This window comes from Alteribacter lacisalsi, assembly GCF_003226345.1.
Lineage (GTDB): Bacteria > Bacillota > Bacilli > Bacillales > Salisediminibacteriaceae > Alteribacter > Alteribacter lacisalsi.
Genome location: NZ_PDOF01000001.1, coordinates 1112201 through 1132818 on the forward strand (window position 1 = coordinate 1112201; position 20618 = coordinate 1132818).

General features: G+C 47.6%; 21 protein-coding genes and 1 pseudogene. 21 read left to right on the forward strand and 1 reads right to left on the reverse strand.

Features of this window, described 5'->3' with window-relative positions:
* The 20 genes from rimP (at window position 1) to dapA (ending at window position 18162) form a co-directional block, all read left to right on the forward strand.
* Window positions 1–471 (forward strand): ribosome maturation factor RimP, encoded by a 471-nt coding sequence (rimP, locus tag CR205_RS05485; protein ID WP_110517734.1) that lies wholly within the window; start codon window positions 1–3, stop codon window positions 469–471.
* Between the two features lie 114 nt (window positions 472–585).
* Window positions 586–1749, forward strand: coding sequence for a transcription termination factor NusA (gene nusA / locus CR205_RS05490; RefSeq protein ID WP_110517736.1), 1164 nt, complete (start codon window positions 586–588; stop codon window positions 1747–1749).
* A gap of 12 nt (window positions 1750–1761) precedes the next feature.
* Window positions 1762–2037: an RNase P modulator RnpM gene (gene rnpM / locus CR205_RS05495; RefSeq protein ID WP_110517738.1), complete on the forward strand. Its 276-nt coding sequence runs from the start codon at window positions 1762–1764 to the stop codon at window positions 2035–2037.
* Window positions 2034–2333, forward strand: coding sequence for a YlxQ family RNA-binding protein (locus CR205_RS05500; protein WP_110517740.1), 300 nt, complete (start codon window positions 2034–2036; stop codon window positions 2331–2333). The genes rnpM and CR205_RS05500 overlap by 4 nt, the downstream gene beginning before the upstream one ends.
* Before the next feature lie 75 nt (window positions 2334–2408).
* On the forward strand, window positions 2409–4571 hold the full coding sequence (gene infB / locus CR205_RS05505) for a translation initiation factor IF-2 (RefSeq protein ID WP_110517742.1): 2163 nt from the start codon (window positions 2409–2411) through the stop codon (window positions 4569–4571).
* Entirely contained in the window at window positions 4571–4849 is a 279-nt protein-coding gene (locus CR205_RS05510; protein ID WP_110517744.1) for a DUF503 domain-containing protein, read from the forward strand. Before infB ends, CR205_RS05510 begins: the two co-directional genes overlap by 1 nt.
* 31 nt (window positions 4850–4880) lie before the next feature.
* Entirely contained in the window at window positions 4881–5225 is a 345-nt protein-coding gene (gene rbfA, locus CR205_RS05515) for a 30S ribosome-binding factor RbfA (RefSeq protein ID WP_110517745.1), read from the forward strand.
* A 294-nt stretch (window positions 5226–5519) separates the two neighbouring features.
* Window positions 5520–6428 (forward strand): tRNA pseudouridine(55) synthase TruB, encoded by a 909-nt coding sequence (truB, locus tag CR205_RS05520; protein ID WP_110517747.1) that lies wholly within the window; start codon window positions 5520–5522, stop codon window positions 6426–6428.
* A 40-nt stretch (window positions 6429–6468) separates the two neighbouring features.
* Window positions 6469–7410, forward strand: coding sequence for a riboflavin biosynthesis protein RibF (gene ribF, locus CR205_RS05525; protein WP_110517749.1), 942 nt, complete (start codon window positions 6469–6471; stop codon window positions 7408–7410).
* A gap of 124 nt (window positions 7411–7534) precedes the next feature.
* Complete coding sequence (rpsO, locus tag CR205_RS05530) at window positions 7535–7804, forward strand: 30S ribosomal protein S15 (RefSeq protein ID WP_110517751.1); 270 nt, start codon at window positions 7535–7537, stop codon at window positions 7802–7804.
* Between the two features lie 269 nt (window positions 7805–8073).
* Window positions 8074–10185: a polyribonucleotide nucleotidyltransferase gene (locus CR205_RS05535; RefSeq protein ID WP_110517753.1), complete on the forward strand. Its 2112-nt coding sequence runs from the start codon at window positions 8074–8076 to the stop codon at window positions 10183–10185.
* Window positions 10186–10516: 331 nt separating this feature from the next.
* Window positions 10517–11500: a polysaccharide deacetylase family protein gene (locus CR205_RS05540; protein ID WP_110517755.1), complete on the forward strand. Its 984-nt coding sequence runs from the start codon at window positions 10517–10519 to the stop codon at window positions 11498–11500.
* Between the two features lie 50 nt (window positions 11501–11550).
* Window positions 11551–12753, forward strand: coding sequence for a M16 family metallopeptidase (locus CR205_RS05545; RefSeq protein WP_407923563.1), 1203 nt, complete (start codon window positions 11551–11553; stop codon window positions 12751–12753).
* Between the two features lie 66 nt (window positions 12754–12819).
* The gene (locus CR205_RS05550) at window positions 12820–13056 is read left to right on the forward strand and encodes a YlmC/YmxH family sporulation protein (protein ID WP_110517759.1); all 237 of its coding nucleotides are present in this window, start codon (window positions 12820–12822) and stop codon (window positions 13054–13056) included.
* Between the two features lie 29 nt (window positions 13057–13085).
* Window positions 13086–13280: a hypothetical protein gene (locus tag CR205_RS20080; protein WP_142669865.1), complete on the forward strand. Its 195-nt coding sequence runs from the start codon at window positions 13086–13088 to the stop codon at window positions 13278–13280.
* A gap of 59 nt (window positions 13281–13339) precedes the next feature.
* Entirely contained in the window at window positions 13340–14242 is a 903-nt protein-coding gene (gene dpaA, locus CR205_RS05555; RefSeq protein WP_110517761.1) for a dipicolinic acid synthetase subunit A, read from the forward strand.
* Window positions 14242–14835, forward strand: a complete 594-nt coding sequence (dpaB, locus tag CR205_RS05560; protein WP_110517763.1) for a dipicolinate synthase subunit B — start codon at window positions 14242–14244, stop codon at window positions 14833–14835. Before dpaA ends, dpaB begins: the two co-directional genes overlap by 1 nt.
* A gap of 145 nt (window positions 14836–14980) precedes the next feature.
* Window positions 14981–16033, forward strand: a complete 1053-nt coding sequence (asd, locus tag CR205_RS05565; protein WP_110517765.1) for an aspartate-semialdehyde dehydrogenase — start codon at window positions 14981–14983, stop codon at window positions 16031–16033.
* Window positions 16034–16049: 16 nt separating this feature from the next.
* Complete coding sequence (dapG, locus tag CR205_RS05570; RefSeq protein WP_110517767.1) at window positions 16050–17267, forward strand: aspartate kinase; 1218 nt, start codon at window positions 16050–16052, stop codon at window positions 17265–17267.
* 22 nt (window positions 17268–17289) lie between these two features.
* The gene (gene dapA / locus CR205_RS05575) at window positions 17290–18162 is read left to right on the forward strand and encodes a 4-hydroxy-tetrahydrodipicolinate synthase (protein WP_110517769.1); all 873 of its coding nucleotides are present in this window, start codon (window positions 17290–17292) and stop codon (window positions 18160–18162) included.
* A gap of 121 nt (window positions 18163–18283) precedes the next feature.
* Here dapA and CR205_RS05580 read toward each other — a convergent pair.
* Window positions 18284–18472, reverse strand: a pseudogene (locus tag CR205_RS05580) (transposase); the annotation flags it as partial.
* Window positions 18473–18950: 478 nt separating this feature from the next.
* On the opposite strand from CR205_RS05580, the gene CR205_RS05585 reads away from it, so the two are divergent.
* Complete coding sequence (locus CR205_RS05585) at window positions 18951–20618, forward strand: ribonuclease J (protein ID WP_110517771.1); 1668 nt, start codon at window positions 18951–18953, stop codon at window positions 20616–20618.

The window sequence follows — 20618 nt, forward strand, 5'->3', positions numbered from 1 at the left end:
ATGGCCGGAAACATTAAAGAAACAACCGAACGGATTGTGGTTCCGATTCTTGATGATCTTGGTCTTGAGCTTGTAGACGTGGAGTATGTGAAAGAAGGAAAAAACTACTTTCTCCGCGTGTACATTGATTCAGATAAAGGCGTGGATCTCGACGACTGTGCAGCTGTAAGCGAACAGTTGAGCGAGCAGCTTGATAATGAAGATCCAATTAATGATGCCTACTATCTTGAAGTCTCCTCTCCCGGAGCTGAAAGACCACTGAAAAACGAAACAGATCTGAAACGTGCTGTTGGCAAAAACGTGAATGTAACCACGTATGCACCAGTAGACGGCGAGAAAATGTTTGAAGGCCGACTTGCCGGTTTTGACGGTGATGCACTGACGATTGAAGTCAAGGTCAAAACGAGAACAAGAACTGTCCAGGTACCGTATGAAAAGGTGGCAAAAGCCAGACTTGCCGTGATTATCTGACCATACTGCCGGAAGGACTTGAATCTTTAGAAGATGCCCGGTTATCTCGGTTTTTCAGATGACGGGTATTTCATTATGTTTTGTGATAGTTTTATTAAAGGGGGAACCACTTGAATGAACAGCGATTTTATGGATGCCCTGACAAGCATCGAAAAAAACAAAGGGATTGACAAGGAAGTCATTCTTGAAGCCATTGAGCAGGCGCTGATTACAGGCTATAAACGTAACTTTAATCAGGCCCAGAATGTACGCGTGAACATTGACCGTGACAGCGGCGATATTCGTGTATTTGCCCAGAAGGAAGTCGTCGAGGAAGTATTCGATGCACGTCTGGAGATTAGTCTGGATGCAGCGAAATCAATCAGTCCGCGCTATGAAGTGGACGATGTGGTTGAAATTGAAGTAACACCGAAAGATTTTGGCCGTATAGCGGCGCAGACAGCCAAACAGGTCGTCACGCAGCGTGTCCGTGAAGCGGAACGCGGTATTATTTATTCTGATTTTATTGATCGTGAAGAAGATATTATGACTGGGATCGTGCAGCGCCAGGATCACCGTTTTATCTACGTGGATCTTGGAAAAGTGGAAGCAATCATGCCGTTAAACGAGCAGATGCCTACTGAATCCTATAAGCACAATGACCGCATTAAAGCTTTCATTACCAAAGTGGAGAAAACCACCAAGGGTCCACAGATTATGATTTCCAGAACCCACCCGGGTCTTCTTAAACGTCTGTTTGAACTCGAGGTTCCGGAGATTTATGACGGCACCGTTGAAATTAAATCCGTATCCCGGGAAGCGGGAGACCGTTCTAAGATTGCGGTCCATGCAGAAGATCCTGAAGTGGATCCGGTCGGTTCATGTGTCGGGCCGCGCGGTCAGCGTGTCCAGACGATTGTCAATGAACTTAAAGGTGAGAAAATTGATATCGTCCGCTGGTCAGATGATCCAAAGGAATATGTAGCCAATGCACTGAGCCCTTCAAAGGTGCTCCAGGTGAAGGTAAATGAAGAGGAAAAAATGACCCAGGTCATTGTTCCTGACTACCAACTGTCACTTGCGATTGGTAAACGGGGGCAAAACGCCCGTCTGGCAGCCAAGCTGACAGGCTGGAAAATCGATATCAAGAGTGAGTCTGATGCCGAGGAACTTGGTCTCTACGACCCGAATGCACCGCTGGAGGAAGAGCACAGCGATAGCGATTACGACACTGATTACGATTCAGAGTACGATGACGCTGATCCATCCATTTACGATGAAGAGAACGATCATAAGTAAGGAGTGGACACAGTGAGCAGGAAAAAGACGCCGCTGAGAAAATGCGTCGTGACGAATGAAATGATGCCGAAAAAGGAACTCATCAGAGTGGTCCGGACACCGGATGGGGAAGTTGTTTATGATCCTTCTGGTAAGAAATCGGGCCGGGGAGCTTATCTTTCGGCTTCAAAAACCGTCATGGAAGAAGCCAAAAGAAAGAAAATTCTTTCACGTCATCTTAAAGTAGATGTGAAAGAGGAATTTTATGATACCCTTTTAAAGGAATTGCCGGAGGACAGAATGAAATGAATCAAAAAGCACTCAGCCTGATCGGTCTTGCGTACCGGGCCAGAGCAATTGTCACCGGCGAGGAAGTTGTGCTCCGCTCGATCAGGAGCAGGAAGGCACACCTGGTGATTGTTTCGGATGATGCGTCAGCGAACACAAAGAAAAAGTTTGCTGACAAAAGTGAATACTACAATGTTCCGATTATCATCGGAAGTAGCCGTGGTGAGCTTGGACAGGCAATAGGAAAAGATGAAAGAGTCGTTTTGGGTGTAGAAGACAGCGGCTTCGCTAAAAAACTGAAGTCGCTCTTGGAATAACAGATCATGATGCATTGCAGCCTCCAGGTATATGCATCAACGGCATAAGTGTCATGATCTCCGGGAGGTAAACAGATGAAAAAGATGCGCATTTATGAGTATGCCAAGGAAAAAAACACGACGAGTAAAGCCGTTATAGAACGTTTGAAATCTATGAACATAGCCGTTTCAAACCATATGAGTGTTATTAGTGAAGACGCTGTTAGAAAGCTGGAAAATCCGGCTCCAGACAAGGGGAACAGTGAAAACAAAAATAAGGATGCTTCCAAAGAGAAGCGCCAGAGCAGTGAAGGACGTGTTCAGTCACCTATGAATGATAAGAAAAAACAACCACAGGGACGTGCAGGAAAACCAAACCAGCAGCAGGGAAACAAAAACCGCGGCGGAGCTAACAACAGAAACCAGAATAAAAACCGCGGCGGAGCTAACAACAGAAACCAGCGAGGCGGACGTCGTCCGGAACAGCAGCGTCCTGCCCGCAAGCCAATGCCGGAGGAAATCACCTATACGCTTCCAATTACGGTTGGTGAATTCGCCGATAAATTGAACAAAGATGCATCCGAAATCATCAAAAAACTGATGGGTCTCGGCGTCATGGCGACGATCAATCAGGAACTGGATAATGACACAATTGAACTGCTTGCCGAAGATTTCGGCATTAAAGCTGAAGAAGAAATTGTGATCAATGAAGCGGAATTTGAAACGATCGAGGAAGAAGACGATGAGAAAGACCTCAAAGGACGTCCTCCAGTCGTTACGATCATGGGTCACGTTGACCACGGCAAAACCACGCTTCTTGACAGCATCCGCCACACGAAAGTAACTGCCGGGGAAGCAGGCGGAATTACCCAGCACATTGGAGCCTATCAGGTTGAGGATAAAGGCAAAAGAATTACTTTTCTTGATACACCTGGACACGCCGCATTTACAACGATGCGTGCCCGCGGTGCACAGGTAACCGACATTACGATCCTTGTTGTAGCTGCTGATGACGGCGTTATGCCTCAGACAGTAGAAGCTATTAATCATGCTAAAGCCGCTGAAGTACCGATCATTGTGGCAGTGAATAAAATGGATAAAGAAGGTGCCAACCCTGACCGGGTAATGCAGGAACTGACGGAACACGGTCTTGTATCCGAGGCATGGGGCGGAGATACCATCTTTGTTAATGTAAGTGCGATTAAAGGCGAGGGTATTGACGAACTTCTGGAAATGATCCTGCTCGTCTCGGAAGTGGAGGATTATAAAGCGAATCCTGATAAGCGCGCACGTGGAACGGTTGTTGAAGCCGAGCTTGACCGCGGCCGGGGGGCTGTTGCAACACTTCTTGTCCAGTCCGGTACACTTAAAATCGGGGATCCAATTGTTGTCGGAAACACATTTGGCCGTGTACGCGCCATGGTTAACGACCTCGGACGCCGTGTAAAAGAAGCAGGCCCATCAACGCCGGTTGAAATTACAGGTCTTAACAACGTGCCGCAGGCAGGAGACCAGTTTATGGTCTTTGAAGACGAAAAGAAAGCCCGCCAGATCGGTGAGGGCCGTGCGGTTAAGGAAAAAGAAGAACAGCGCCGTGAATCTTCACGTGTAAGTCTGGATGACCTGTTTAATCAGATCCAGCAGGGGGAAATTAAAGATATTAACATCATTATCAAAGCGGACGTACAGGGCTCTGTAGAAGCAATGCGCGGTTCTCTTGAAAAAATCGAAGTCGAGGGTGTGAAGGTAAACATTATTCATACCGGAGTAGGAGCCATTGCGGAATCGGATGTTATTCTGGCAAGTGCTTCGAACGCCATTATCATCGGTTTCAATGTCAGACCGGATGTCAATGCGAAGCGTACAGCTGATCAGGAACAAGTGGACATTCGCCTTCACCGTGTTATCTATAATGCTATTGAAGAAGTGGAACAGGCGATGCAGGGCATGCTCGATCCGGAATACGAAGAAAAAGTAATTGGTCAGGCTGAAGTCCGTCAGACATTTAAAGTGTCGAAAATCGGCATGATTGCAGGTTCTTATGTGACTGACGGCAAGATTACAAAAGATTCCACAGTACGTCTAATCCGCGACGGTGTCGTTCAGTTTGAAGGTGGAATCCGTGACCTTAAGCGTTTCAAGGATGACGCGAAGGAAGTAGCGAAAAACTACGAATGCGGGATTACCCTTGAAAACTACAACGATGTTAAAGAAGGGGACGTTATTGAGGCATATGTAATGGAGGAAATTAAACGCTGATGATCGGTTCGGTTACGGTTGAGGCCATTATTTATGATGCCCAGTCGCTGAAAGAAAAGCGCAGTGTACTGAAAAGTGTCGTGACTCGGCTCAGGGACCGTCTGAATATTTCCGTGGCGGAAACAGACCATCAGAATGTCTGGCAGCGGACGGAGCTGACTATCGTATCCGTCAGCCCTGACCGTGTCCGGTGTGAGCAGGAGTTATCAAAAGCTCTTCATTTCATTGACAGCGTTCCGGAAATAGAGACCGCATCAGTACAGTGGGAATGGATGTAGCGTTCCGCAACAACATATGGGGGTGCAGTGAATGAGTAATGTTCGTGCCAATCGTATAGGTGAACAGATCAAGAAAGAACTGACAGATATTATCCAGCGTGAAATAAAAGATCCGCGGGTAGGTTTCGTGACTGTTACAGCAGTCGATGTAACAGGGGACCTTCAGCAGGCAACTGCCTTTATTACCGTTTACGGTGACGATACACAGCGCAGCGAAACACTCGAAGGTCTATCCAAAGCAACCGGCTTTATCCGATCTGAAATCGGTAAACGGATTCAGCTCCGAAAAACGCCGGAACTGTTTTTCAAGTTTGATGAGAGCATTGAACGGGGTAACCGCATTGAAGAGCTTCTCCGCAAACTTAACGATAAATAAACATTTCCAGAAGAGGGAGGACGCCTGTCCCCCCTCTTTTTTTCGCCGGCAGAGTGAATCATGCGCCACTAAAACCTGGAGAAGAGCATTGGACCATTTGATTTATGGAGAGAAAGGCGGCGACTCCGGCGTGAAAAGCAGCAGGCGAAGAACCCCGCAGGGTCATTTCCCCGAGGAGGCTGAGGCGCTGCACGAGGAAAGCGTCCGCCTGCAGCGTAATACAACATTCTTTCTGAATACAGCTTTACGAAAAAAAGCGTTCTGAAAAAGCTTATCGAACAAGAGGTGAAACCTATGAAAACCGATGGCATACTGCCTCTTTGGAAAGAAAGAGGAAAAACTTCTTTTGACTGTGTCAGGGATATGCAGCGGCTGTTCAAAACAAAAAAGGTCGGCCACACCGGTACCCTTGACCCGGATGTGGAAGGCGTGCTGCCGATTTGTATCGGACGGGCAACAAAACTCGTTCAGTATCTGACAGCTGAAGGAAAAGTATATGAAGGCGAGGCAACGATCGGCTTTTCAACCACAACCGAAGATGCCTCCGGCGAAGTGGTAAACCGAAAGGCCGTTAATGAGGAAATCAGCCAAAGCCGGCTCAATGACGTCTTTCATTCACTCAAAGGCACGATTGATCAGACGCCGCCGATGTATTCGGCTGTGAAAGTGAAAGGCAAACGGCTCTATGAGTATGCGAGGCAGGGAATTGAGATTGAAAGGCCGACACGTCAGGTAACGATCTACTCACTTGACCTCATCTCGGATATCAACCATCGCAACGGCTGCGTGACATTTCGGTTTCGTGCCTCCTGTAGCAAGGGAACCTATATCCGTACGCTTGCAGTTATTATGGGCGAAAGACTAGGCTATCCCGCCCACATGTCCGATCTGGTGAGGACCGCTGCCGGCTCATTTTCCCAAGAGGACTGCTACAAAGAAAAGCAGCTTAGAGAAATGGCGGAAGAGGGGATTCTGAATGAGGCACTTCTTCCCTTTGAGTATGCATTAAAAGACTGGCCCAGCGTTGTCATTGATGCCGACACCGAAGCCAGAATTCTGAACGGGGCAGTCCTTCCCATCCCCGCACAGGTAGACGAATCTATGTTTACTTTGTATAATCAACAGGGGGAATGCCTGGCAATTTACAAGAAGCATCCCAATAAAGAAGGTATGATGAAACCGGAAAAAATGCTGAAAGTGTAGCCGCCGGGTCTCGTGCCGTTTATGTATTTGAGGTGGCAGCATGCAGACGATTACAATTGAACATCCTCACGATTTTAATGAAGATGATTTCCCCCCTCTTGCTATTGCCCTCGGTTTTTTCGACGGGGTTCACAGAGGTCACAGGAAAGTGATCGGCTCCGCAAGGGAAAAAGCAGAAGAACTTGGGCTTCACTCTGCGGTCATGACATTTGACCCTCATCCGCGGGAGGTTCTCGGAAAAGGCGGCCCTGTGGCCTGCCTCACACCGCTGGACAAAAAAGTGGAGGAAATTGCAAACCTCGGGATCGACTACCTTTTTGTAGTGCAGTTTACGCTCCCTTTTGCAGCTCTTACACCACAGAAATTCTGTGACCATTATCTGATCGGCTTGAACGTCCGCCATGTTACAGCGGGGTTTGATTATACCTACGGCAGGCTGGGTAAAGGAACGATGGAGACCCTTCCGTTTCACTCCAGAGGAAGATTCACTTACAGTGTGGTTGGTAAGCTTGATGAAGATGACCGGAAAATCAGTTCCACACGAATTCGTGAGTGCCTGACAAATGGAGAAACAGACGTAGCAGCCCGCCTCCTTGGCAGAAACTATGAAACTTCCGGTACAGTAGTAAAGGGAGATCAGAGAGGCCGTACGATCGGTTTTCCTACTGCGAATGTAGATGACCGCGACCGGCATCTGATTCCGAAGCCGGGTGTTTATGTAACGGAGTTAAAAGCAGAAGGCACATGGTATAAGGGCATGTGCAACGTGGGATTTAAACCGACATTTAACAAAGAATTGCCCGATGCTCCAGTTACTGAAGTCCATTTGTTTGATTTTGACGGCGATCTCTACGGGCAGGACGTAACGGTGCGCTGGCACAAACGGATCCGACCGGAAATGCCGTTTCCCGGGGTGGATGGACTGATTCGCCAGCTCGAAAAGGACAAGGAAGAGGCGCATCGTTATTTTTCTTCCCGGTAGGCAGACTGGGGCTTGATCTTTCATACTTCAGCCTGTATGATAGTATTTGTTAACCATCACTTGGCAGCACGATTCACCGACGTCTGCTGGGCGAATGGGGATTTTAGAAAAGGAGGTGCATAGGATGGCTTTATCACCAGAGCACAAAAACGAAATCATCAATGAATACAAGACTCACGAGAACGATACTGGTTCTCCTGAAGTGCAAGTCGCTATCCTGACGAAGCAAATTACAACACTTAACGATCACCTGCGTACGCACAAGAAGGATCACCACTCTCGTCGTGGTCTTCTGAAAATGGTTGGTCAGCGTCGTAACCTGTTGACTTACCTGCGTAACAAAGATGTTGCCCGTTACCGTCAGCTCGTTGACAAACTCGGTCTTCGTCGATAAGATTTACCAGAAAGCGGGATCATTCCCGCTTTTTTGTTGTACTAAAAGGAAATTTTTACCTTTAACTAAGGCAGATCGTCGTTGCTTCTAATGAGACATATTTGATATGATAATAAGGTCAGGGACTTTTATCTCCTATGTTTACTACATATAAATTTAAGTCAAAACTATAAGCAGCAGCTTTACACGCTTGTGTGCCCGGATATCGGGATCATAATACTAAGGAACTGAAATTCACACTGATGTGAATGAGAGGAGTACATGCAGCTATGGAACAGGAAAAACAATTATTTTCAATGGATTTTGCCGGCCGTACAATGACATTCGAAACCGGTCAGTATGCCAAGCAGGCAAACGGAGCCGTAATGGTACGCTACGGAGATACGGCTGTAATGTGTACAGCCACAGCATCAAAAGAACCGAAAGACCTTCCGTTCTTCCCGTTAACTTGTAACTATGAAGAGCGCCTTTATGCAGCAGGAAAAATTCCTGGCGGTTTTATTAAACGAGAGGGCCGCCCAAGTGAGAATGCCGTGCTGACAAGCCGTCTGATTGACCGTCCGATCCGTCCGCTGTTTCCCGATGGATTCCGTAACGATGTACAGGTGATCAGCATCGTCATGAGTAATGACCAGAACTGCTCACCTGAAATGGCTGCAATGATGGGGTCATCTGTTGCCCTTTCCATTTCCGACATTCCATTTGACGGACCGATTGCCGGCGTCATTGTCGGCCGGGTGGATGGTGATTTTGTCATTAATCCGACGACAGAGCAAATGGAAAAAAGTGATATTCACCTTGTTGTAGCCGGAACGAAACATGCGATCAATATGGTGGAAGCCGGGGCAGAGGAAGTTCCTGAGGATGTTATGCTTGAGGCCATTATGTTCGGTCACGACGAAATCAAACGCCTGGTTGCTTTCCAGGAAGATATCGTTGAGAAAGTCGGCAAGGAAAAAATGGACGTTAAGCTTGTATCCCACGATAAGGATCTGGAAGCCGAACTCCGTGAAAAGGCAGAAGGAGACCTGAAAGAAGCTGCTACTATTTTTGAAAAGCATGCACGCCAGACGGCTATAGATGAAGTCATCAGCCGAGTTTCCGAGGAGTATGCAAGCGAAAATGCCGATGAGGATCGTTCCCGCGAAGCAAAAGACGTGCTTGATATTATCCTCAAAGGCGTCGTCCGTAAGCTGATTACGAAAGACAAAATCCGTCCAGACGGCCGTCAGATTGACGAGATCCGTCCCCTTGCATCTGAGGTGGATCTTCTTGCACGCGTGCATGGATCCGGTCTCTTTACCCGCGGCCAGACGCAGGCGATGAGTGTCTGTACGCTTGGGGCTCTTGGAGATGTTCAGATTCTTGACGGACTCGGAATTGAAGAAACAAAACGGTTTATGCACCACTATAACTTCCCGAGCTTCAGTGTTGGGGAAACAGGTCCGATCCGCGGACCGGGACGCCGTGAAATTGGACACGGTGCACTTGGAGAACGTGCTCTTGAGCAAGTAATTCCGTCTGAGGATGACTTCCCTTACACAATCCGTCTTGTTTCCGAAGTGCTTGAATCCAACGGTTCCACTTCACAGGCGAGTATCTGTGCGTCCACTCTTGCCATGATGGCAGCCGGCGTGCCGCTTAAGGCACCTGTAGCAGGTATTGCCATGGGGCTCGTGAAGGACGGCGAGGATGTTTCCGTCCTTACGGATATTCAGGGCATGGAAGATTTCCTCGGCGATATGGACTTTAAAGTTGCAGGTACGAAAAAAGGGGTTACAGCCCTTCAGATGGATATTAAGATTGACGGGATCGACCGCCGCATCCTTGAGGAAGCCCTTTCCCAGGCTCAGACCGGCCGCATGAAGATTCTTGACAACATGCTGAGCGCCATTCCGGAGCCGAGAACAGAGCTTTCTGCATATGCACCTAAGATTCTGACAATGAGCATTAACCCTGATAAAATTCGTGACGTGATCGGACCTAGCGGAAAAATCATCAATCAGATTATTGAGGACACAGGTGTTAAAATTGACATCGAGCAGGACGGTAAAGTATATATTTCCTCTACCGAATCGGAGATGAACAACAAGGCTAAAGGAATCATTGAGGACCTTGTTCGTGAAGTGGAAGTAGGAGAAACGTATCTTGGCAAAGTGAAACGGATTGAGAAATTTGGCTGCTTTGTGGAACTGTTTAAAGGAAAAGATGGACTCGTCCACATTTCCCAGCTGGCCAATGAACGTGTCGGCAAAGTTGAGGACGTAGTGAAAATCGGGGATGAAGTCCTTGTAAAAGTTACGGAAATCGACAATCAGGGCCGGGTGAACCTGTCCCGAAAAGCGCTCCTTAAAGATCAGGGGCAGCCTGCAAAAAAATAGTACAAGTGTAAGAGAGGCCGGTCATCCGGTCTCTTTTTTTATGGATGAGCCTCTAGATCACGATACCGTCGATAACGGATTTCCGTTCTGACGGCGCTATTCAGGTAATGAATATCATGACGAATGAGGGCATACGCTCTAAAGATGGTTTTTTTGAGGAGGCTGAGGCAGCCATCCGTATAGCCAACGGACGACGTGAATCGAAGGTTCTGTTTATTCATTTTCAGAAAAGAGTGTATGTACAAATCTGAAATCAATGCTTCCTAAGCGGCGTCAGCCTGTTCTACCGTGTCTTTTCCCTGCATAAGTTGTACTCAGGGAGGGACAGCCTATGATGAAGAAGTTTATCCTGCAATGGAGCACCTTTCTTCTTGTTATCCTGATTACATTTGTGAGTGTTCAAAATCCGATTACGAGCAGTTATATACAGCAACTGAAAGAAGAAGCGGTGGCACCTGCATCAGGGACCACCGACCTTTTCCGTGAAATTGCTGACCGGAAAGCGGAGTTTGAGGAAGCACCGGTAAATGCGAGAGTAGATAAAGTCTGGAAGTCAGTCCCGGGATTAAATGGTCTAAGTGTGGACGTGGAGGCTTCCTATGAGAAAATGAAGCCGGAAGGTTTTTTTAATGAGAGAAAACTGGTCTATAGACAGAACCGGCCGGAGGTAACGCTGGATGACCTGCCGCCGAACCCTGTTTTCAAAGGGAACGAACAGAAGCCAATGGTCTCACTGATGGTAAACGTGGCCTGGGGAAATGAGTATTTACCTGCCATGCTGAAGACAATGCAGGAACATGACGTGAAGTCAACCTTCTTTTTAGACGGTTCGTGGGTGAAAAACAATCCAAAACTTGCTAAAATGATTATAGAAGAAGGGCATGAGATCGGAAACCACGCATATTCTCACCCTGACATGAAGCAGCTGTCCAACGATCGGATCCGGGAGGAACTTGAGAAGACGACTGAAATAATTGAAGCAACCCTGAATCTTAAGCCTCACTGGTTTGCGCCCCCAAGCGGAAGTTTCCGCCAGGATGTGGTGGATATTGCAGCTGACATGGGGATGCATACGGTTATGTGGACAGTAGATACCATTGACTGGCGGCAGCCCCCGCCAGATCAGATGGCTGATAAAATCATCACCAAATCAGAAGCCGGCTCTCTTGTCCTTATGCATCCGACCCAGTCTGCACAGCAGGGCCTGGAAGAGATGATAACTGGACTGAAAGAAAAAGGGTTTCATATTGGAACCGTTTCCGACCTTCTAAGTGAAGATCGCATCATGGTCAGACAACAACAGACGTGGTACTAGGAGGATGACATTTGATTAAACGAGTAGTAAGTGATAATGGATTACGTATCATGTTCGAACCGAACCACACCGTGCGTTCCGTTTCCATCGGTGTTTGGATCGGCACAGGGTCGCGATTTGAAACCAAAATCCAGAACGGGGTGTCGCATTTTCTGGAGCACATGTTCTTTAAGGGAACGAAATCAAGGAACGCACAGCAAATTGCGGAGTCATTTGATTCAATCGGCGGGCAGGTAAACGCCTTCACTTCAAAGGAATATACGTGTTACTACGCAAAAGTGCTGGATGAACACGCAGAGCATGCAGTGGAAGTCCTGGCTGACATGTATTTTAATTCCGTATTTGACCCGGGAGAAATGAAAAAAGAAAAAGGCGTAGTGCTTGAGGAAATTAAAATGTACGAAGATACTCCGGATGACATCGTGCATGATCTTCTCAGCCAGGCAGGCTACGGAGACCACCCTCTCGGCTATCCGATTCTGGGCACCGAGGAAACCCTCGAGACATTCTCGGGCGATTCCCTCACTCATTACATGAATCAGTTCTATAATGCCGATAACGTTGTAATTAGTGTATGCGGCAATGTAGATGAATCTTTTGTGGACTTTATCCAGAAAACTTTCCGTGACATGCGGCAGGATAAGTCGGATAAAACCTTATCCAGGCCGGAGTTTAAATACGGAAAAATGGCGAGGAAAAAAGAAACCGAACAGGCACACCTCTGCATCGGATACGAAGGGCTGTCAATAGGACATGAGGATATTTATTCTCTTGTACTTCTAAACAATGTTCTCGGCGGGTCCATGAGCAGCAGGCTGTTTCAGGAAATTCGGGAAAACCGGGGACTTGCTTATTCCGTATTTTCCTATCATAGTTCCTTTCACGATACAGGTATGGTTACACTATATGCCGGAACGGCAGTGAAACATCTTGATGATATGTATCAGTGTCTGAGTGATGTGGTAAGTAATGTAAAAGAAAACGGGATTACAGAGAAGGAACTGCGTAATGCCAAAGAACAGCTCAAAGGCAGCCTGATGCTCGGTCTTGAGAGTACAAACAGCCGTATGAGCAGAAACGGAAAAAACGAACTCCTTCTCGGCCGCCACCGGACGCTGGATGAAATTGTTCATGAAATTGACAAGGTCACCTTAATGGATGTAAAGAAAACCGGTAATAATATCTTTTCCCGGGATTGTGCCATGACGCTTGTGAGCCCGGATGGCCGTCTTCCTGAAGGTTCCGGCTGCTGACTGGTTATGAAAGACCCCTTTCCCTCATAAACTGGCCTATAAGGAGAGAGAAGAGGGGGGAGCAAATTGCGTCTAAGTGAAATCAGTAATAAGGAAATTATCGATTTTCATAAAGGGGAGCGTCTTGGTGTTCTCGGCCAGACAGATCTGGTTATTGATGAACGTACAGGTCAGATCCAGGCCTTCGTTATCCCCACACTGAAGTGGTTTGGACTCGGTAAACGGGATAAGGAAGTAACTGTATACTGGCATCAGATAAAGAAGATAGGAACGGATATGATTATTATCGAAGTCCAGCCCTGAACGTCTGCCATCCGGCAGGCGTTTTTTTATTGTTTGAAATGACTAAACTGGAAGGTTCGCTTCACGCCGTCCCTTCGCTTGCCGGCATCACAGCTGCAAGCGAACGCCTGCAGTGTATAAAACAACCATCTTTACGAGAAGAGCTGAAGAGAAAAGAAAAACAGACCGGCTTCGTTCTGTCTCTTCCGCACATCTGGAAGTACGGATACATAGAATGTGGATGAAGAACATCGCAAGCAGGTTCCCCTTTAGTACAGATATGGGAAGAAAGGGGAGAAGAAGAGTGCTGACGGATATGCACGTAGTGATTATTGGCGGCGACGCAAGGCAACTTGAAATTATACGAAAGCTTTCTCAACTTGATGCAAAAGTGTCTCTGGTCGGTTTCGATCAGCTGGATGACGGATTTGCAGGAGCAAAAAAACAGTCACTCCAGACGCTCGATCCCTTGACTGTGGATGCGGTTGTTCTGCCGGTTAGCGGCATGAATTCAAAGGGAGAAGTCGAATCCATTTTCTCGGGAGAACCGGTTAAGCTCACATCCGAGTGGCTCACCCGGACGAACAAAACAACGACTGTCTATTCAGGAATTTCAACCGAATCATTAAGAGCACTTCTTGATAAAAGCAATCGGCCGTTTACAGAGGTGTTCAGCCGCGATGATGTGGCCATCTATAATTCGATTCCTACGGCAGAAGGGACGATTATGATGGTAATTCAGCACACTGATACCACGATCCACTCATCGGACATTATTGTGCTCGGATTCGGCAGAGTGGGCATGACGACAGCCCGGACGTTAAGCAGTCTAGGGGCTAATGTCAAGGTTGCTGCGCTAGGAACTGAGCTTCTGGCAAGGGCATTCGAAATGGGGATGAAACCGGTTAGTCTGACAGAACTGAAGGAACACGCAGGTCAGGCTGATGTGATTATCAACACCATTCCTGCAAATGTTCTGACTGCAGAAATTATCGGTAAAATGCAGCCCCACGCCCTGATCGTTGATCTTGCAAGTAAGCCTGGGGGAACGGATTTCCGTTTTGCTGAAAAAAGGGGAATAAAAGCTCTGCTTGCCCCTGGACTGCCCGGCATTGTAGCACCAAAAACAGCCGGCAGAATTTTTGCCAATGTCCTTGGATCGCTGCTTACAGAGCAGTGGGAAAAAAGAAAAGGAGGGGCATCCTGATGTCACTTGAAGGGAAACATATTGGATTTGGTCTGACCGGATCACACTGTACCTACGAAGAAGTTATGCCTGAAATGGAGAAACTTGTAAAACTCGGTGCGAAGGTGACACCGTTTGTTACGTACACTGTTTCACATACTGACACAAAATTCGGAAAAAGTGAGGACTGGATTCAGCGGATTCAGAGTATTACCTCTGAGCCGATTGTGAACACGATTCCAAAAGCAGAGCCGTTTGGTCCGAAAACACCGCTGGACTGTATGGTTATTGCCCCGTTGACCGGAAATTCCACCAGTAAATTTGCCAATGCTCTTACGGATTCTCCCGTTTTAATGGGTGCCAAAGCCACACTGCGGAACGGGAAGCCTGTTGTTCTTGGCATTTCTACAAATGACGCCCTTGGTTTAAACGGTGTAAACATTATGAGACTCATGGCGACGAAAAACATCTACTTTATTCCTTTTGGCCAGGACCATCCTTATAAAAAGCCAAATTCCCTAGTAGCGGACATGACAAAGCTGAGCGCTGCTGTGGAGGCGGCCCTTAAAGGGGAGCAGGTACAGCCTGTTTTGGTCGAAAGGTATAGTCAATAATGAAAAAAAACGTTATACTTGCTAAAATGGAATAACAGCAGGAAATTCTTCTGTGCATATACGAGACACGTAGTTAAGGGAATCCCTTAACTACGTTGTGTTATGTCATGCTGGTAAAAAAGAGAGAAACAGAGAGGAGAATTGCATGTCTGATCAATCAAAAAAATTCCGTGTAGCGGTCGTCGGTGCTACAGGGGCAGTAGGACAGGAAATGCTTCGTACGCTTGAACGGAGACAGTTCCCGGCTGAATCCCTTCTTCCGTTATCGTCGAGCCGTTCTGCCGGAACAAAGCTCATTTTTAACGGACAAGAAGTCGAAGTACAGGAAGCAGCACCTGAGTCTTTTGAAAATATCGATCTCGCTCTTTTCAGTGCAGGAGGGTCCATATCAAAGAAACTGGCCCCGGAGGCTGCGAAACGCGGCGCTATCGTTGTGGATAATACGAGTGCTTTCAGAATGGATGAAGATGTTCCGCTCGTCGTGCCGGAAGTGAACCCGGACCACCTCGATGATCATCAGGGTATCATTGCTAATCCAAACTGTTCCACCATTCAGATGGTTGCAGCTCTGGAGCCTGTCAGGAAGGCATTTGGTTTAAACAGAATTATTGTGAGCACCTATCAGGCCGTTTCAGGTGCCGGGGCGGACGCGATTGATGAAATGTACGATCAGTCAAGAGCCGTCCTTGAGGGAAAAAAGGCTGAAGCTAACATCCTGCCTGTTTCAGGTGACAAGAAGCATTATCAGATTGCTTTTAATGCCGTTCCGCAGATCGATCTTTTTCAGGAAAACGGCTTTACATTTGAAGAGATGAAAATGATTAATGAAACAAAAAAGATTACGGGAGATCCGGATTTGAGTGTCGCAGCCACCTGTGTGCGCCTTCCCGTTGAAACCGGTCACAGTGAATCAGTCTTTTTTGAAGTTAATCATGACGGTGTGACGAAAGAAGATGTTTTCCGCGTGCTTAAAGAGGCTCCGGGAGTGACTGTCATGGATGATCCATCCGAGCAGCTTTATCCGATGGCTGTGGATGCTGCCGGAAAAGACGATGTATTTGTAGGACGTCTCAGAAAAGATCTTACTGATGACAGAGGCTTTCACTGCTGGATCGTTGCAGACAACCTTCTTAAAGGCGCAGCTTTGAACAGTGTCCAGATAGCAGAGACGCTGGTTCAAAAAGGGCTGCTCAAGTAAAAATCAGAGGTGGCTTATGGACATAATAGTACAGAAGTTCGGCGGGTCGTCTCTTAAGACAGCCGAGATGAGGGAAAAAGCTGCCGCCCATGTCAGGAAAGCAGTAAGTCCCGGCACAAAAGTGGTCGTCGTCGTGTCGGCAATCGGCAGAACCGGAGACCCATACGCAACAGATACCCTATTAAATTTAGCCGGAGGCAGCAGGACCCTCGTTTCTCCAAGAGAGCAGGATCTGCTTGCTTCGTGCGGAGAAGCGATTTCAGCAGTGGTATTCTCCCAGCTGCTAAATGAAAAAGGAATAAAAGCGGAAGCCTTTACCGGGTCAGAAGCAGGGTTTCGGACAAACGATGACTATACCAATGCCAAAATTACCGAGATGGAAATGAGTGCTTTCAGTGAAAAGCTGGAATCACTCGATGTGGCTGTTGTCACTGGTTTTCAGGGGGCTTCTCCATCAGGTACAGTAGCCACGCTCGGAAGAGGCGGCTCAGACACGTCAGCAACCGCCCTTGGTGCGGCGCTGCAGGCGAAGTACGTTGATATTTTCACAGATGTGGAAGGCATTATGACTGCCGATCCTCGTGTGGTTCAAAAAGCAAAACCGCTCACAGTCGCCACATATAATGAAATTTGCAACATGGCCTATCAAGGTGCTAAAGTTATTCATCCCCGTGCGGTTGAAATTGCCATGCAGGCGAAGGTGCCGATCAGAATCCGTTCTACTTTCTCTGATGGAGAGGGAACATTGATTACAGCATCTGCCGGGAATACAGCAGGCATGGATGTGGAAGAGCGAACGATAACGGGAATTGCCCACGTGAGCAACGTTACGCAGATAAAAGTATCAGCCAGGGACGGAGAATACGATTTACAGTCGAAAGTATTTAAAGCAATGGCCAGTGAAAATATCAGTGTCGACTTTATTAACATACAGCCATTAGGTGTAGCCTATACTGTTAAGGATGACGTTGCAGCGCGGGCAGTACATGTGCTGGAGTCAATGGGACTGAATCCGGAAACGAACACCAATTGTGCGAAGGTGTCTGCCGTCGGTGCAGGGATGACAGGTGTGCCTGGTGTGACTTCCCGGATTGTGGAGGCACTTTCCAGCCGAAACATCCAGATTCTGCAGTCCGCAGACTCCCATACAACGATCTGGGTGCTTGTGAAAGAGTCGGATATGAACGAAGCTGTCAACGCCCTTCATGATATGTTTTTAGGGCAGGAAGAATGACCAGATTTAGGAGTTGATCAACATGAACTTTGGAAAGATTATCACGGCTATGGTGACCCCGTTTGATTCAAAGGGGAATGTGGATTTTCAGAAAACCTCAAAAGTCATTGAGTATCTGATAGCCAACGGCTCGGACGGGATCGTCGTAGCCGGTACAACAGGAGAATCTCCTACCCTGTCACAGGAAGAAAAGCTGGCTCTTTTCGAACATGCTGCTAAAGTAGCTGATAAGAGAATTCCGGTGATCGCCGGAACCGGCTCCAACAATACGTACCAGAGTGTGGAATTCACGAAAAAAGCGGAGAAGACCGGCGTCGATGCAGTTATGCTGGTGGTTCCGTATTATAACAAACCGTCCCAGAGAGGCATATACGAACATTTCCGTACGATCGCTGCCAAGACCAGGCTGCCGGTGATGCTTTACAATGTACCTGGACGTACTGTTGCCAATATGCTTCCTGAAACAGTCATAGAACTTTCCAAAATTGATAACATCGTCAGTGTTAAGGACGCAAGCGGAAACCTGGATCACATTACGGAAATTATCGATGGTACACCTGAGAATTTCACCGTTTATTCAGGTGAAGACGGGCTGACCCTGCCGATTATGAGTGTAGGAGGCGACGGTGTCGTCAGTGTGGCATCCCACGTTCTCGGCAACGAAATGCAGGAGATGGTAAAAGCCTATGTAAGCGGCAATGTCAAGGAAGCGGCTGCGATACACCGGAAGATCCTTCCGGTCATGAACGGTCTCTTTGCAGCTCCGAGTCCCTCCCCTGTGAAAACAGCACTTCAGCTGAAAGGGCTGGATGCAGGCGGTGTCAGACTTCCGCTGGTTCCCCTTACATCAGAGGAGCGAACCGCGCTGTCATCCCTGCTTCAATCACTAAAATAATAAAAAAGAGGCTGGGACAAAACAGTCTCTAACTAAGAAAAAAACGTGCCAACTATCGCTTTTCGATAGTTGGCACCGTTTTGTATGTTTATAAATGTTTATAAGCCTTGATTGCAGTTTACTTTCTCAAGTTCACCGCCATCCAGGCAACTCCTATTTCGTTTTTAACCTTCTTTTTGCCTCTCACCGACACTCGGGTGAAACGTAAATTAGCCATCAGAAATCCGAAGGCTGGCTCTACATCGATCTTACGATTCCCGTAGATCTCGCTGGTTTCCTCGTCTGAAAGCACTTCCTGAATATAGGCTTTTGATTTTCCCACTTCTCATTGTAATGACCCTTGCGTATATTTCCTTCCTATATCTCTGATTCGGTTGTATTGCGGTGATTTAACTTAATCAGAAGATATCCTTCTTGTGTACATATAAGTTGATTGTTCAAAAATCACGAGACGCCTGCGGGAAAAGCAAGAGCTGAAGATCCACCGGGGCGATCTTCCCCGGTTAGCTGAAGCCTTGCCCGCGGCAAGCGAGTGTATTTTTGATCAATCAACCAAGAAAATACTGACTACATCAAAACGTCTTCACCGACGGTGTGGGCTCCAGCGGAGTTTTGTCCCATCCTCTTTATTGTTGCCGGCCTCAATGCAAACACGTTCATACACAATATTGCAGTGAAAGATTTTCCTCTACATCCACATCGTTCTTGTCTTTCATTTTGAGGGTACGTTATACTACAGACAGTGACAAGTACGGGATGAAAGCAAAAAAATTAGGAGGAAACCGAGATTGGCTAACAAAAAAACAGAACGCATTCGCCTCTTTGCCCTCGGTGGCATTGGAGAGATCGGAAAAAATATGTATGTAGCAGAACTGGATGATGACATCATTATCCTCGACGGAGGACTGATGTTCCCGGATGACGATATGCTCGGAGTGGATATTGTTATACCCGACATGTCTTATCTTATTGAAAACAGGGACCGTATTAGAGGAGTTGTCCTATCTCATGGACACGAAGACAATATTGGTGCTATTCCATACCTGCTAAAGGAAGTGAACGTACCGGTATACGGAAGCCGCCTTACCCTGGCTTTTGTCCGGGATCTCTGCAGGGATCTTAAAGGGTGTCCGGATCCTCAACTGAACGAGATCGACTCAGACTCTAAAATACAAATCGGCAGATCGCCGGTTACGTTTTTCCATGTTACACACAGTATCCCCGGGTCGCTTGGAATTTGTATACACACTTCACAGGGCCCGATCGTTTACACGGGTGATTTTAAACTGGACCCGACCCCGATTGACGGCAGGGAAACAGAGCTCGGCAAACTGGCGGCCCTGGGAGAAAAAGGCGTACTTTGCCTCCTTTCAGACAGTATGAATGCAGAGAAGCCCGGGGTCAGTCTGAGTGAGTCCCGTGTTGGGAGAAGTCTGAACGAAGCTTTTTACGATGCACCAGGGCGCATGATTGTGTCTGTATTTTCAACGAATATTACAAGAATTCAGCAGACGCTTGAAGAAGCAGAACGGACAGGCAGAAAGGTCGTTCCCGCAGGGGGCGGCATGAGACGCGTGATCGAAACAGCTTCGAACCACGACTACTTGTCATTCTCACCGGATCTCATTGTAGGTCCTGAAGAAGCCGGCAGTCTTGAAGATAATCGTGTTGTTATTCTGACAGCCGGCAGTAAAGGAGAACCGCTCAGCGCCCTTTCACAGATGGCAAAAGGAACGCACCGCCATATAAAGGTGAAACCGACAGACAGAGTCATCATTTCCGCTGCCCCGTCACCGGGGAACGAGAAGTCGATTTCACAGACAATCGATCTCCTTCACCGGGCAGGCGCGGACGTTGTATACGGCCCGAATACGGTTCATGCATCCGGTCACGGGTCCCAGGAGGAACTGAAACTGATGCTGAATCTGATCAAGCCCCGTTACTTTATTCCAGTACACGGAGAGTACAGAATGCAGCATGCCCATGGGCGTCTTGCTGAAAACTGCGGCATCCCGGCAAAGAGTATCTTTCTTCTCGACCGCGGGGAATGTGTTGAATTTGAACAGCGCAGGGCACGGCAGACCGGCAAGGTGCCGGTAGGGAATGTCCTTATTGACGGTCTTGGAATCGGTGACGTCGGAAATATTGTGCTGCGCGACCGCCGGCTTCTGTCAAAAGACGGGATTATTGTGATTGTCGTTACGCTGAACAGACGTTCGAACGAGTGCATTGCGGGTCCTGATATTATTTCAAGAGGCTTTGTCTACGTGAGGGAATCAGAAGATCTTATTAATGAAGCCGAGGCTCTGGTGACAAAAACACTGGCTGCATGCCAGGAACAGCGTATTATGGAATGGTCTCAGATCAAAAACAGCATCCGCGATACTTTGGGCCGATTCCTGTATGAAAAAACGAAACGACGTCCAATGATCATGCCGATTATCATGGAATCCTGA

What these genes read in the sequence shown, in the direction of transcription:
- rimP (WP_110517734.1), top strand. Translation starts at nt 1, where the DNA reads ATGGCCGGAAACATTAAAGAAACAACCGAACGGATTGTGGTTCCGATT.
- nusA (WP_110517736.1), top strand. Translation starts at nt 586, where the DNA reads ATGAACAGCGATTTTATGGATGCCCTGACAAGCATCGAAAAAAACAAA.
- CR205_RS05500 (WP_110517740.1), top strand. Translation starts at nt 2,034, where the DNA reads ATGAATCAAAAAGCACTCAGCCTGATCGGTCTTGCGTACCGGGCCAGA.
- infB (WP_110517742.1), top strand. Translation starts at nt 2,409, where the DNA reads ATGAAAAAGATGCGCATTTATGAGTATGCCAAGGAAAAAAACACGACG.
- CR205_RS05510 (WP_110517744.1), top strand. Translation starts at nt 4,571, where the DNA reads ATGATCGGTTCGGTTACGGTTGAGGCCATTATTTATGATGCCCAGTCG.
- rbfA (WP_110517745.1), top strand. Translation starts at nt 4,881, where the DNA reads ATGAGTAATGTTCGTGCCAATCGTATAGGTGAACAGATCAAGAAAGAA.
- truB (WP_110517747.1), top strand. Translation starts at nt 5,520, where the DNA reads ATGAAAACCGATGGCATACTGCCTCTTTGGAAAGAAAGAGGAAAAACT.
- ribF (WP_110517749.1), top strand. Translation starts at nt 6,469, where the DNA reads ATGCAGACGATTACAATTGAACATCCTCACGATTTTAATGAAGATGAT.
- rpsO (WP_110517751.1), top strand. Translation starts at nt 7,535, where the DNA reads ATGGCTTTATCACCAGAGCACAAAAACGAAATCATCAATGAATACAAG.
- CR205_RS05535 (WP_110517753.1), top strand. Translation starts at nt 8,074, where the DNA reads ATGGAACAGGAAAAACAATTATTTTCAATGGATTTTGCCGGCCGTACA.
- CR205_RS05540 (WP_110517755.1), top strand. Translation starts at nt 10,517, where the DNA reads ATGATGAAGAAGTTTATCCTGCAATGGAGCACCTTTCTTCTTGTTATC.
- CR205_RS05545 (WP_407923563.1), top strand. Translation starts at nt 11,551, where the DNA reads ATGTTCGAACCGAACCACACCGTGCGTTCCGTTTCCATCGGTGTTTGG.
- dpaB (WP_110517763.1), top strand. Translation starts at nt 14,242, where the DNA reads ATGTCACTTGAAGGGAAACATATTGGATTTGGTCTGACCGGATCACAC.
- asd (WP_110517765.1), top strand. Translation starts at nt 14,981, where the DNA reads ATGTCTGATCAATCAAAAAAATTCCGTGTAGCGGTCGTCGGTGCTACA.
- dapG (WP_110517767.1), top strand. Translation starts at nt 16,050, where the DNA reads ATGGACATAATAGTACAGAAGTTCGGCGGGTCGTCTCTTAAGACAGCC.
- dapA (WP_110517769.1), top strand. Translation starts at nt 17,290, where the DNA reads ATGAACTTTGGAAAGATTATCACGGCTATGGTGACCCCGTTTGATTCA.